Source organism: Streptomyces sp. NBC_00873, assembly GCF_045207415.1.
GTDB lineage: Bacteria > Actinomycetota > Actinomycetes > Streptomycetales > Streptomycetaceae > Streptomyces.
The window spans coordinates 1345231-1358291 of the sequence record NZ_CP108803.1 but is presented as its reverse complement, the minus strand read 5'-3'; the positions used below and the strand labels follow the sequence as shown (position 1 = coordinate 1358291).

Sequence of the window (13061 nt, the reverse complement as noted above, 5' to 3'; positions counted from 1 at the left end):
CAATGGGGGCGGCAACATGACCACGGTGGTCTTCACTCACGGCACAGGTGTGCGTGAACCACACCTCACGGGCCTGCTCGCACAGGTCACCGAGGGCCTCGCCGAAGCAGCGCCCGACGTCCACCTGGTGGCCTATCGCTGGGGCGAGCAGTACGGGGCGAGCCTCGCGGCAGCGGGGGCCAGCATCCCGGACGGTCCTGGCGCCGGAGCCGGCCGGGGTGCCGAGGGCCCGGGAGATCCGGGTGACGAGGCGGAGGAGTGGGCGCGCCTCTACGACGACCCAACGGCCGAACTGGCCCTGGCGGCGGCCGGAGCCACCGCAGCGGCCACCCCGCCGGGCGCCGCGTTCCCGGACGAGCGCCCCAGGGCTCTGCTCCTCGAGCTCGCGGCCGAGGGCGAGGAACGGGCCGACCGGATGGGGCCCGGGCTCGCGCAGGCGGCGGCACAGCTCGCGCGCAGTCCGCTGCTCGCCCCGGCAGCCGAGGCACTGGACGCCGAGACACTGTCGTGGACGCTGGCGCGTGCGCTGACGGCCGCGGTCGTCGCGGCGGCCATCGAGGCCGACGCACCGGTGCAGGGCGCCGGCGATGCCCGGGACGACGCCGTGGCCGCCCTCGCCGCACGGCTCGGTGCCGCCCCGGCGGGGACCGGCCGCGGCCCGGTACTGCGCATGGCCGCGAAGCCCGTCGTACGCCTCGGCTCCCGTTACGCCGTGCGCCGCCGCCGGGCCCTCACCGACGCCGCCCATCCGGCCGCCGGTGACATCCTCAAGTATCTGGCCCGGGGCGAGCCCATGCGGCAGGGGCTGCGGGACCTGGTCACCTCCCTGGAACCCCCCGTCGTGCTGCTCGGCCACAGTCTCGGCGGCATCATCGCCCTCGACACCCTGATATCGAGCCCGCCGGCCGGCGTGGAACTACTGGTGACGGTCGGCTCGCAGGGCCCCTTCCTGTACGAGACCGGAGCGCTGCCCTCACTCGCCCACCCCGACGCCCTGCCCGGTCACGTCCCGCCGTGGCTGAATCTCTACGACCGGCGCGACCTGCTCGGTTACGCGGCAGAGCCGCTCTTTCCCGGACGGGCCACCGACATTCCCACCGACAGCCGGCAGCCTTTCCCCGTCGCACACAGCGCCTACTGGAGTGACCGGGCCGTCTACCGGGCGATCGGAGACCTGCTCCCGTGACCCGCCAACGGGTCGAGCCCGGCCGCGTCCTGGCACTGGTGGTCGGCATCGAGCAGTACGCGGCCGGCGACAGCTGGAACCTTCCCGGGCCGGTCCGGGACGCACTGCGCTTCCGCGACTGGCTGCTGGAACTCGGCGTCCCCGAGGAAAACGTCCTGCTGCATCTCGCGCCTTCGGGCGGCACCGATCCGGGTGTCCCGTACCGGCCGGCCGACCACGACACCCTGCGGCGTGCCTTCGTGACCGACATCCCCGCCCGCGCCGGAGACGTGCTGTGGGTGTGGTGGGGCGGCCACGGTGTGCTGGACCGCGACGAGCACCTGCGGCTCTACTGCACCGACGCCACCGAGCCGGACCGGCGCAACATCGACGTCGAATCGGCCCGCAGCACGCTGAGAAGTGACGCGGTGACGGGCTTCGGCAGGCAGATCTGGATGGTCGACGCCTGTCAGACGTTCGACGAACGGCACAACTTCCCGCGCTCTTTGCCCGGTGAGCAGTTTCCGGCCGGGCACCGGATCGAGGCCCACGACCAGATCCTGATGTTCGCGGCCGGCCGGGGGCAGCGTGCGGCCAACGATCCCGAGCGGCGGCTCGGTGTGTTCTCGGACATCGTGCTGGACGAACTCCCAGCCGATCTGCTGCCGGATCCCGACGTCCTGTTCGAGTCCGTGCGGACCCGGCTGGCCGCACTGCGAGCGGTAGGCCGCACCGACCAGTTGCCCAGCCTCCTCCTGCACAGACCCGGACGTACCGAGAGCAGTCCGGCTATGTCACCGCTGCCGCCACCGGTCGGCCCCGGTGGCACTCCGGCGGGCAGGCAGCTGGCCCGGCTCATCGAGGCCCTGCTGGCGTACCCGCTCATGAACGACCGTGATGAACGGCAGTCGCTGGTGAACGAGTTGCCGCCGGCCGTGGTAGCGCGCATGCCACGGCACCCGATGCCTCGCACCGACGTGATCGGCATCGTACGTACCCTCAGAACGCGGCCGGACAGGCTGTGGGAGCTGTACGGCGCGGTGACGCTTCTCGACGACGAACCCGCGCGAGCGGCTGAACTCGAGTCGGCCATACAGGACTTCCTCGGGGACACGGGGACGGGAATGTGATCCGCTGGCGTGATCACATGGGTTTCGGGAAGGGGTCCCGTTCGTCATCATGGAGTAAACGGTGGCATCCTGTGCCACCGCTCGCGAAGGGGGAGCGCGCCTTGTACCAGCCGGTACCCGCCGACCGCACAGCTGATCACCTCGAATCCGACGTCATGGATCTGGCCGCAGTGGGCGTCGCCGACCTGCGGCGCCTTCCAGGCCCGGGCCCACGGTTGCTGGAAGAGCTGCGGCGTGCGCGCACCAACGCCATGGGCAACCCCGAACCCGGGCGGGCCGAATAGCGCAGACGGTCCAGGAGGCACAGTCCATGACAGCAAGCGATGCGTACGCCCCGATCCGCATGCCCGGCGCGTTGTTCGACGAGATCGCCGCAGGCGGCGGCTCGCCCGAGGCCGTGGCGTTCCTGGTGAAGGGCGAGCGGACCCGCCGCCTGCTGCTGCTGCGCGAGCTCCTCGACCGGTTCGACGAACGCCCCGGCATCCTCGGCCCGCTGGACGCGGCGGCGATATGGCCCGCGCTGGAGGCTGCCGCCGCGCAGGCACCGGAGGCCGTCGAGGGGCTGTTGCTCAGCCCCCAGGTCGGCAGCTGGCTTGCCCACACCCTGCGCCGGCTGCACGGAACCACGTCCGGGCCGCCGCTGTGGGCGGACGCGGGACACATCGCCGCCGTGGCCGCGACGGCCGCCGTACACGCCGGTACGGATACCGAGCTGCTGCTGCCTGCCCGGGGCGCGGCTGTGAGTCTGCCGACGCTCGGGCTGGTCCGGCTCCCGGAACACGTCCAGGACGACTTCCACACGGTCCGTGCCGTGGTGTCCGCCGGGACGGTCATCCTTCGCAGTGAACGCCGGGACGGGCCGCACGGTGGCGACGTCGTCGTGCGGCCGCTCACCGACCCGGAAACCGCGTCCTGGTGGCCGGTGCACACGCTGCTCGTCGGGCCCGGGGCCCGTGGCGTGCAGCTCGACGACCTCGATCCCTACCGCGACCTGGACGAACCGATCGCCCCCGGCCGGCTGGATCCAGGCGAACTGCGCTCCTGGCAGGCGCTGTTCCGGGACGCCGTCTCGACTCTGCGACGCGGTGCTGCGGGGCCCGGAGGGCTGCGCCCCGAGGAGATCAGCCGGATCGTCCCCTGGCGCGCCAAGGACGGAGCGCACACGCTTCCCGTTCCGGCCGCCGGGCTCAGCGCCTCCACCGGCGACGCCTTCGCCTCCATGGTGGTGGCCCGCCCCCGGAACGGGCTCGCCCTGGCGGAAACCCTCGTACACGAGTTCCAGCACAGCAAACTGGGTGCCCTGCTCCATCTGTTCCCCTTGCTCGACGACGACCGGACCGAACTCCACTACGCGCCTTGGCGCTCCGACCCACGCCACCTGCCGGGACTCCTCCACGGTGCCTACGCCTTCGTCGGAGTGACCGGATTCTGGTTCGACCTGATCGGTGACACCGTGGCCGACCCCGAAGGACGCGCACCGTTCCTCTTCGCGCTGCGTCGGCTCCAGACGCGCATGGTGCTCCGAACGCTGGCCACCCGCGCGGAGCTCACCGTGCCTGGGCGACGGCTCGTCACACGCCTGTCCGAGACCGTCGACAGCTGGTTGCGGGAACCGGTGGACCAGGAGGCGGAGGGCCGGGCCAGGGCGGCGGCGGTCAGCCACCGCGTGGAGTGGCGACTACGCAATCTGCGCTGCGGCAAGGACGAACAGGAGGCACTCGTCAAGGCGTTGCGCTCCGGTTCGGAGCCGGTGCGGGGCGGTGAGCCGGTGGTCGTACCCGCGGGCGACCGCGGGCACTGGCAGGACGAGCGCGGACAGCTGTACCTGCGCAAGAAGCCAGGCCCCCCGTCGACGGCGGACGAGCTGTTGGTCTCAGGGGACGCGGGCGCGGCGCTGGAGGTGTACGCGGCACAGCTGGGCGGCACCGGCCCCTTCGACCGGCACGTGCTGGCCGGCTGGCTGCTCGCCCATGCGGCGCTGTACCCCGAGGACCGGCGCGTGCTGGCCCGGCCCGAGCGGTTCGCGGCGGTACTGGTGGAGGGCGGAGCCCGGAACGGGGCGGAGATCGCCCGGTGGCTGGCGGGACGCGTTCCGGTCCAGGACGGCCCCGCAGTCGTGCGGCACGGATGAGCCGGCCCCGCGAGGGAGCCGGCTCCGCAGGCGTACGGGCTTGCGTGCGGGGCAGCCTGCAGAGACGCTGAATCCGTTCGGCCCGCCGGCGGCCTGGTGCATGGGGTTGCCGCCGGGCCTTCCGCGAGACGTAGACCGTCGGCGGATCAGCCCACAGCGTCGGCCAGGGCCTCGGATGCGGCGGCCGCCGACACCTGCCAGAGCGTGGTGACCGGCTCCCAGACCCGGATCCCCCGGGGCATGCCCACGCCGGCCGCTCCGAACGTGACGCCGTAGTGGGCCGGATCCGCCGCCACGCTCACACTGCCGACCACATGCCCCTCGGTACCGGCCGGATCGGCGGTACGGAGGGCGGCATACGCCCGCTCACCTCGCGAGAGCACGTAGGGGGCGCTCTCGGCAGGCGGCACGGCCTGGGCGGAGCCGTCAAGACCTGCGAAGGTGATGGTCGGGATCCGGTCGACGACACAGCTGCGACTGCCACGGTTGGTGACACTGATGCGTACCACGTTCTGCTGACCGCCGGGCGCGGCCGTCACACTGAGGGCCTTCTCCTGGCACGTGCCGAGCCGGGAGGCTGCCGCAGGCGCGGCGGGCGCGGTACCGACCGCGGCCGCGGCGCCCGCGGCCGCCAGAACCACGGCGGTGGCGACGGCCGGGACGGTGAAGCCGGAGGCGATGGTGGGGCGCAGACGCATGGTGTTTCTCCCGGAATCTCGACCGCCGGTGATCGCGGCAGGGTGGCCGGTGTGTCCTCGCGATCGGCCGGCGCGGACGGACCAGATCAGTATCTGCCGTCCGGTTGCGACCCGCCCGCTGTGACGGCCATGAACCTTCTGCCGGTGAGGCGGGAATCGGGGAGCCGGGGCGCGGGGACGCGCCCCGCGTAGGCGGTGTCCCTGCGGCGGCCGGACGGAGCCGCGGCCGTACGCGGCGTGCGAGCCGGGTACGTCGGCGAACCGGCCGCGGCCCTGCGGCGGCGCGGCCTGACCGATCCGCTCATGGTGTCGACCGTCCTCGGCCCGGCAGGACGCCGACGCCGGTCGGGTACGGCTCGCGGTCCCGCAACTCGGTCACCGTCCCCTGCGAGGGGCTCGTCACTGGGTGAACCGCGGCAGCCACTTGGCCTGATAATCGGGGTGGCCGGCGTCCTCCGCCGCCATCTGCCGCACGACGAATCCGAGCCCGACCGCGCGGCCCGAGGGGAAGTCGTGGAGGGGGCGGTCGGTGTCCAGGGCGGCGACCTCCTCGTACTCGTCCAGGAGCACCCTGCTCGTCTCGATGCGGCGGAGCGTGCGCGCGGGATCCTGCAGGGCGATGTGGTCGTCGTAGCCATGCGTCCGCAGGCTGAACGTGATGGCGCCGGTCCGGTCGTGGACCTCGCCCGGCGCCTCGGCGGGGCACCGCCAACGCTCGCCGCCGGCCGCTCGCGCGACTTGTTCCTCCTCGGCCAGGCGGGCCCGGACAAAGGCCACCATGTCGGAGTTGTCAGTCATCGGGTTCCGCATCCTCCACCGTCGGGTACGGCCCCGAACCGGCATGATCACTCGCCGTTCCCGGGCCGGGCTGCTCGTTCAGCACGAGGATGCCGTACGGCGGAAGCCGAGGGCACATCGCGCCCGCGCGTGTCCGCCATACGGGCACGCTCCCCGCCGAGTTACCGCACCCGCACGGTGGCCAGCACGTCCCGGTCGGGCTGCAGGGTCAGCGTCGGCACGGGGTTGACGTCACCCGGGTCCACGTCCAGTTCGAACCGGCGCGCGAGTACCGCCAGGATCAGCACCGCCTCGACCATCGCGAACCGCGTACCGAGGCAGACCCGGGGTCCGCCGCCGAACGGGAACCAGGCGTACTCCGCGATGTCGTCGCCGCGGTCGGCGTCCCAGCGCTCCGGGCGGAACGCCTCAGGCTCCGGGAACCACCGCTCGTCGCGGTGCGTCGCCCACTGGCTGGTCCACACCCTCGTCCCCTTCGGCATGTCCACGCCGCCGATCCGCGCCCCGTCCTTGGCGACTCCGGTCACCAGCCAGATCGTCGGGTACAGCCGCAGCGTCTCCTTCACCACCGCCTGGGTGTATGTCAGGCGTGCGTAGTCGTCGAACTCCGGCTCCCGGTCGCCGAGGACACGGTCCAGCTCCTCGGTCAGCGCCGCGCGCGTCTGCGGATTACGCGACAGCAGGTACCACGCCCACACGAGCGTGGAGCTGGTCGTCTCGTGCCCGCCGATGTACAGGGTGACGGTCTCGTCGCGGATCTCCTCGTCCGTGAGGCGTGCGCCGGTCTCGTCCACCGCGGTCAGCAGCCGGCTCAGCAGGTCGGGACGCTCGCCGTCGCCGTCGCCGTCCCGGTGCCGGGCCACGACCCGGCCCACCTCGGCGTCGATGACCGCGGCGGCCTTCTTGATCCGGGCCCGGCCGGGCGTCGGCACCCAGTCGGGGAGCAGGGCGCCGATGCCGCGGAACTCCTTGCCGATCTCCTGCTGGGCGACATCCATCGCCCGGCCCATCGCCTCGGCGTCCGCCGGGGTGTCCACCCCGAAGATGGTGCGGACCGCGATCTTCTGCGTGAGCGCGGCCATCTCCCGCTTGATGTCGATGCGTTCACCGCCGGACCAGGTGTCCGCGAGCTCCACCGTGCTGCCCGCCATCGTCGCCGCGTACGATCGCACCTGCTTCGGCCGTACCGAGGGCTGCACCAGCGACCGCTTCCGCCGCCAGTCCGGACCACGCGCGACCACCACGCCGTTGCCCATCACGGTACGGAACGCGATGCCCAGCGCCGGCTGGTCGAAGGTGCGTTCCGTCTCGGTGAGCAGCTCGCCTATGCACTCCGGATCGGCTATGAACACACAGGGGTTGGGGCCGAAGCGCCACCGCACCATGTCCCCGTACCCGCGCAGCCGCTCGAAGAACTCCAGCGGGTTCTTCCCGAACTGCGGCAGATTTCCGAGGAACGGCAGCCCCTTCGGGCCCGGTACGGGCACGTGGCCGCGCGGCTCGGCATCGGCGGCCGGGCCGGTCTCCGTGGACATGAAAGGTCTCCGCTCGCTGGTGGCGCACCGGCATCCGGTACGCGGCGACGTGGCTGGACTCCGGAGTGCCGGCAGGGTCGGTGACCTCATCGGCCTTGTGGAGTACGTGAGTTGTCGAGGATATCCGGGTTTCGTTACGGGGGTGCGGTCGGCAGGGCGGTGCTGCGGACGGGATTCCTGCGTGCGGTCCCGTCCCCACGTGATGGAGAGGGGACGACCCCTCCGTGATCGCCGATCCTCTCGGTCCCCTCATGGTCCGGCCCCACGCAGCGGACGGCTCGGCACGGGAAACGCCGCGGCGCCTTCGCCCCATCGGTGTGGGGCGAAGGCGCCGCGTATGAGGGCCGGTTCGCGGCCGGGGCGGGTCAGGCGCCCGGCGGGACCCGGTACGGGCGGCCGTTGCCGCGGGTGAGGGAGTAGCCGAACACGGCCGCGAGCGCGCCGAGTACGCCGCCGCCCACGGTCCAGATCCAGCGGTCCGTCCACCAGCCGGAGGCCCAGCCGTCGTCCGGCTCGGTGTTGAGCGGGATCCGGAGCGGGGAGTCGCCGTCGTCCGAGGCGTCGCCCGTCGTCTGCTGCACCGCCGCGTAGGCGATGGGCGCCAGCGGTTCGCTCAGCTTGCCGTCGACGTCATGGGCGCCGCCCTGGTCGGCCGCCGTCACCTCGACGGCGGTCTGCACCGGCTGCCCGAGGTCGGCCGACGGCAGGTCGACGACCGTCAGGCGCACGTAATAGTTGCCCGGCAGCGGGTCGTTCGCCCACGGCTCGGACCAGGCTCGGACGGTCCGCAGGACGCAGGAGAGCTCGACGGTCGACGCGTCGGCGGCCGCCTTCCTGGTCTGGTGGCCGTACATGCAGGCCTGCCGGCGCCGCAGCCCGTCGTACACATCGACCTGCCAGGTCGAGGCGCCGTGCCGGGTGGTGGCCTCGGGCAGGGTGACCGTCGCCTTGACGGTGGCGCGCTGTCCCGCGTCGGCCGGGAACACCCAGTACAGGTAGTCACCTGTGGATGCCCCTGCGGTGGCGCGCTGGCTCGGCTGGATCACTGTCGCGTTACGGAAGGTGGTGCCCGCCTCGGTGGGTCCCGTACCGCCGTCGGAGGCGCTCGGGCTCGGGCTCGCGGACGGGTCGTCGGCCGCGGCCGACCCCGCCGACGTCAGCAGGGCCGTCCCGGCCAGCAGGGCACCCGCGAGTACCCGTTGTGTACGCACCATCAGTTGGTCCTCCATACGGCGAAGCGCCAGCGCGAGATCCAGCCGAAGAGCAGACCCGCGATCAGTCCGGTCAGGACGAGTACGCCCAGGAGCCACCAGCCGCGGCCGAGACCGAACGCGGCGGCATCGGCCGCGTCGTCCGGTGCGGCCACCACGTCGACGGTCAGCTCGACCGGCATGCCCGGTGAGGTCTTCACCGATGCCGGGGCCGAGAAGGAGTTGCTGAGCTGCAGGCAGACGGTCTCCGCGACCGGCTCGTCCCCGCTGTCCGTGCCGTCCTGCTCGGGCTTGGGGTAGCGCAGCCCGGACGAGATCGCGTCGGTGCGACCGGTGCCGGACTCCGAACCCCTGACGATCTCGCGGCCGTGCACGGTGACCGCGCGCAGCAGCACGCCGTAGTCGTTGTTGACGGCGCGGTCCGCGGACACGCTCACCGAGGCGCGCAGCTCCTGGCCGGGCAGCACATCGACCCGGTACCAGCGGTGCTCGCCGAACTTCTCGCGGTCGGTGTAGAGACCCGCCTTGAGCTGAGGCGCGGCGGAACAGCTGTCCGCGCCCTCGGTGGCCACGGGGGTGACGACGGGCTCGGCCGCCCGGTCCACCAACTGCTTGACGCGGCCGGAGAGTTCATCGGTGTGCTGAACGGCGGTGTAGGTGCCGCCGGTCGCCTCGGCGATGCAGGTCAGCTGCTCGCGGATCTTGGTGTTCGGCACCAGGCCGAGCGTGTCGATGACGAGGTGGATGCCGCGGGCGGCGATGTCGCGCGCCACCTCGCACGGGTCGAGCGGGCCGCAGGTGTCCTCGCCGTCGCTGATCAGCACGATCCGGCGGGTGGAGTCGCCGCCTTCGAGATCGTCGGCGGCGCCCAGCAGGGCGGGCCCGATCGGGGTCCAGCCGGTGGGGGCCAGCGTCGCGACCGCGGTCTTCGCTTCCACCCGGTCGAGCGGGCCGACCGGGTAGAGCTGCTTGGTGTCCTTGCAGCCGACCTTCCGGTCGTCGCCCGGGTAGTCGGCGCCGAGGGTCCGGATGCCGAGCTGCACCTGCTCCGGCACCGCGTCCAGGACCTCGTTGAACGCCTGCTTCGCCGCGGCCATCCGGGACTGGCCGTCGATGTCACGGGTCCGCATGGAACCGCTGACGTCGAGCACCAGCTCGACCTTGGGGGAGGCTTTGGTGGGGGTTTCATCGGCGGCGGCGGCGGGGAGGGCCGTGCCGAGCCCGGCGGTCAGGGTGGCGAGCAGGATGCCCACCCCGACCGTCAGCCTTCTTCTTATGATCATCGCCGGATACTAGTGAAGATCACAGGCCACCCCCAAACCGGTGCGGGGGCTGCCGGGATGCCGTTGTCCCGGGCCGGCGGAGGCGAGTGACAGCCAGTCAGCGGTCGTTGCGGGATGTGGCGGCGGGGTGGCTACCGGTCCCCGCCGAGCAGCGGTCCGGCGGCCCGCTCCAGCACCGAGTTGACCCGGTTCCAGGTGTTCATGTCCCGTTCCATGGGCGGCAGTTCGGTGTCCGCCTCGGATTCCCCGCCGGCATTCCAGCCGGTGGCGATCGCGACGGGGTCCTCGCCGCGGGCCGCCGCCGCGGCGAGCGCGGCCGCCCCCAGGGCCACCAGTTCGCCGCTGCCGGGCACGATCACGGGCCGCCCCGACAGCCGTCGTACCGTCTCCACCCAGGTGCGCCCCTGCGCGCCGCCGCCGATCAGGCGCAGCGGGCGGGCGGCGACCTCGGGGTCGGCCGGGTCGAGCCCGCAGGCCCGCAGCAGCTCGTCCAGGGCGCGCAGCACGGTGACGACCGCGCCTTCGTAGGCGGCGCCGAGCAGTTGCTGCGGGGTGGTGTCGTGCCGGAGTCCGGTGAGCAGACCGGAGGCGGTGGGCAGATCGGGGGTCCGCTCGCCGTCGAGATAGGGGAGGAGCACCGCCTCGCCGCCGGGCGCCGCGTCGTCGCGGTCCAGGCGGAGCAGGGCGGCGACCTTGTCCACGGCGAGCGTGCAGTTGAGCGTGCAGGCCAGCGGAAGGTACGTGCCGTCGGCCGCGGCGAATCCGGAGAGCGCCGCCGATGCGGGCCGGGTCCGGGAGGCGGCGAAGACCGTACCCGAGGTGCCGAGGCTGAGAACGGGGTGGTCCAGCAGTCCGGCGCCGCCGAGACCGAGGCCGACGGCGGCACTCATGTTGTCGCCCGTGCCCGCCGCCACGGCGATCCCGGCCGGCAGGCCGAGCGCCTGCGCCGCCTCGTCGGTCAGCGAACCGGCGCGGGACGCACCCGTCTCGGTCACCTCGGGCAGCAACGCGGCATCCAGGCCGAGCAGTTCGAGCAGCTCGGGGTCGTACGTGCCGGTGGCGGTGGAGTACCAGCAGGTGCCCGACGCGTCGCCGGGGTCGGTGACGGCCGCGCCCGTCAGTCGTTCGGTGAGGAAGTCGTGGGCGAGGCGGATCGCGGTGGTCGTTGCGGCGGTCTCCGGCTCGTTCTCACGCAGCCACTGCCACTTCGACGCGGTCATCGAAGCCACCGGAACCGATCCGGTGCGGGCGGTCCAGGCGTCCGCACCGCCCAGCGCGGCGGTGAGGGCAGCGGCCTGTGGGGCGGAGCGGGTGTCGTTCCACAGCAGGGCCGGGCGCAGCGGGCGGCCCACACGGTCGAGGACGACCAGGCCGTGCTGCTGACCGGCGACCGCGATGCCGGTGACGGCCGCGGCGGGCACAGCGGACTCCTTCAGGCCGGCGGCGACGGCGGTGCGCAGCGCCTGCCACCACACCTCGGGGTCGGTCTCGCGGGCCCCCGCCTCGCCCGTGACGACATGCGGGGCGCGTCCGACGGCGAGCAGCCGGCCGGTTGCGGCGTCGACGAAGGCCGCCTTGGTGGACTGAGTGGAGCTGTCCACGCCGATGACGACGGTACGCGGCGGCATGGGGATACCTCATTCTCGCGGTGCAGGGGGGCCACGGAGGACCGGAGGGCTGGTGCGACCTATTTGACCGTACGAAAAACAAATTACGCGATCGAGCCCGTCCGGAACAGGGGCCGCCCTCGATTCCCGGTGGTGGGGGGTTTACGTCTCCATGGCGCGCCGTGCATGATTAGTCATGACACTGAACAAATAGGGGTTCGGCGGCCTCCACCGGCCGCGGACCCGACGGCACCGAAGGTGGTCAGACAATGACGGAACGCTTCAAGCCCACCCCGGGGGACAAGTTCACCTTCGGCCTGTGGACCGTGGGCTGGCAGGGGCGCGACCCGTTCGGCGACGCGACCCGCGCGGCGATCGACCCCGTCGAGACCGTGCAGCGCCTCGCCGAGCTGGGTGCGTACGGGGTGACCTTCCACGACGACGACCTGATCCCGTTCGGCTCGTCGGACACCGAGCGCGAGAGCGTCGTGAAGCGGTTCCGGCAGACGCTGGACGCGGCCGGGCTGGTCGTGCCCATGGCGACGACGAACCTCTTCACCCACCCCGTCTTCAAGGACGGTGGGTTCACCGCCAACGACCGGGACGTACGCCGGTACGCGCTGCGCAAGACCCTCCGCAACATCGACCTCGCCGTCGAGCTGGGCGCCACCACCTATGTGGCGTGGGGCGGCCGCGAAGGCGCCGAGTCGGGCGGAGCGAAGGACATCCGGGTCGCTCTCGACCGGATGAAGGAGGCCTTCGACCTGCTCGGTGACTACGTCGTCGAGCAGGGCTACGACCTGAAGTTCGCCATCGAGCCCAAGCCGAACGAGCCGCGCGGCGACATCCTGCTGCCGACCATCGGCCACGCCCTCGCCTTCATCGAGCGCCTGGAGCGCCCGGAACTCGTCGGCGTCAACCCGGAGACCGGCCACGAGCAGATGGCCGGGCTGAACTTCCCGCACGGCATCGCGCAGGCCATCTGGGCGGGCAAGCTCTTCCACATCGACCTCAACGGCCAGTCCGGCATCAAGTACGACCAGGACCTGCGCTTCGGCGCCGGTGACCTGCGCCAGGCGTTCTGGCTCGTCGACCTGCTGGAGACCGCCGGCTACCAGGGCCCGCGCCACTTCGACTTCAAGCCGCCGCGGACCGAGGACTACGACGGTGTCTGGGCGTCGGCCGCGGGCTGCATGCGCAACTACCTCATCCTCAAGGAGCGCGCCGCCGCCTTCCGCGCCGACCCGGCGGTCCAGGAGGCGCTGCGCGCGTCCCGGCTCGACGAGCTGGCCCGGCCGACGGCCGAGGACGGCGTGGCGGGGCTGCTGGCCGACCGCTCGGCGTTCGAGGACTTCGACGTGAACGCGGCGGCCGAGCGCGGCATGGCGTTCGAGGTGCTGGACCAGCTGGCGATGGACCACCTGCTCGGGGTCCGCTGACAGCACGGGCGGATGCTGCGGGGCCTTAGACCGACCGGCAATTGGGGGGCGGCGTCACGGGGCT

At 72.5% G+C, this 13061-nt stretch carries 11 protein-coding genes; 5 read left to right on the top strand and 6 right to left on the bottom strand.

The window, feature by feature from the left end:
- Positions 1-16 precede the first annotated feature (16 nt).
- The 4 genes from OH809_RS06420 to OH809_RS06405 all read left to right on the top strand — a co-directional run bounded on the left by OH809_RS06420 (position 17) and on the right by OH809_RS06405 (position 4426).
- The gene (locus OH809_RS06420; RefSeq protein ID WP_406423307.1) at positions 17-1186 is read left to right on the top strand and encodes a hypothetical protein; all 1170 of its coding nucleotides are present in this window, start codon (positions 17-19) and stop codon (positions 1184-1186) included.
- Positions 1183-2295 carry an effector-associated domain 2-containing protein gene (locus OH809_RS06415; RefSeq protein ID WP_406423308.1) on the top strand — a complete coding sequence of 371 codons (1113 nt, stop codon included), beginning with the start codon at positions 1183-1185 and terminating at the stop codon, positions 2293-2295. The genes OH809_RS06420 and OH809_RS06415 overlap by 4 nt, the downstream gene beginning before the upstream one ends.
- Positions 2296-2396: 101 nt before the next feature.
- A complete protein-coding gene (locus tag OH809_RS06410; protein WP_406423309.1) occupies positions 2397-2579 on the top strand; it encodes an aldo/keto reductase in 183 nt (60 codons plus the stop codon).
- A 26-nt stretch (positions 2580-2605) separates the two neighbouring features.
- Positions 2606-4426: an aKG-HExxH-type peptide beta-hydroxylase gene (locus OH809_RS06405; RefSeq protein WP_406423310.1), complete on the top strand. Its 1821-nt coding sequence runs from the start codon at positions 2606-2608 to the stop codon at positions 4424-4426.
- Between the two features lie 146 nt (positions 4427-4572).
- On the opposite strand, the gene OH809_RS06400 is transcribed toward OH809_RS06405, so the two are convergent.
- The 6 genes from OH809_RS06400 to xylB form a co-directional block, all read right to left on the bottom strand.
- Entirely contained in the window at positions 4573-5124 is a 552-nt protein-coding gene (locus OH809_RS06400; protein WP_406423311.1) for a DUF4232 domain-containing protein, read from the bottom strand.
- A 399-nt stretch (positions 5125-5523) separates the two neighbouring features.
- Positions 5524-5922: a DUF6221 family protein gene (locus OH809_RS06395; protein ID WP_406423312.1), complete on the bottom strand. Its 399-nt coding sequence runs from the start codon at positions 5920-5922 to the stop codon at positions 5524-5526.
- Positions 5923-6083: 161 nt separating this feature from the next.
- Positions 6084-7457 carry a cytochrome P450 gene (locus OH809_RS06390; RefSeq protein ID WP_406423313.1) on the bottom strand — a complete coding sequence of 458 codons (1374 nt, stop codon included), beginning with the start codon at positions 7455-7457 and terminating at the stop codon, positions 6084-6086.
- 365 nt (positions 7458-7822) lie between these two features.
- Positions 7823-8671: a hypothetical protein gene (locus OH809_RS06385; protein ID WP_406423314.1), complete on the bottom strand. Its 849-nt coding sequence runs from the start codon at positions 8669-8671 to the stop codon at positions 7823-7825.
- Positions 8671-9951, bottom strand: a complete 1281-nt coding sequence (locus tag OH809_RS06380) for a VWA domain-containing protein (protein WP_406423315.1) — start codon at positions 9949-9951, stop codon at positions 8671-8673. Before OH809_RS06380 ends, OH809_RS06385 begins: the two co-directional genes overlap by 1 nt.
- A 131-nt stretch (positions 9952-10082) precedes the next feature.
- Positions 10083-11579, bottom strand: coding sequence for a xylulokinase (gene xylB / locus OH809_RS06375; protein WP_406423316.1), 1497 nt, complete (start codon positions 11577-11579; stop codon positions 10083-10085).
- Positions 11580-11827: 248 nt separating this feature from the next.
- Here xylB and xylA point away from each other — a divergent pair, with 248 nt between their 5' ends.
- Entirely contained in the window at positions 11828-12997 is a 1170-nt protein-coding gene (xylA, locus tag OH809_RS06370; RefSeq protein WP_406423317.1) for a xylose isomerase, read from the top strand.
- Positions 12998-13061 lie beyond the last annotated feature (64 nt).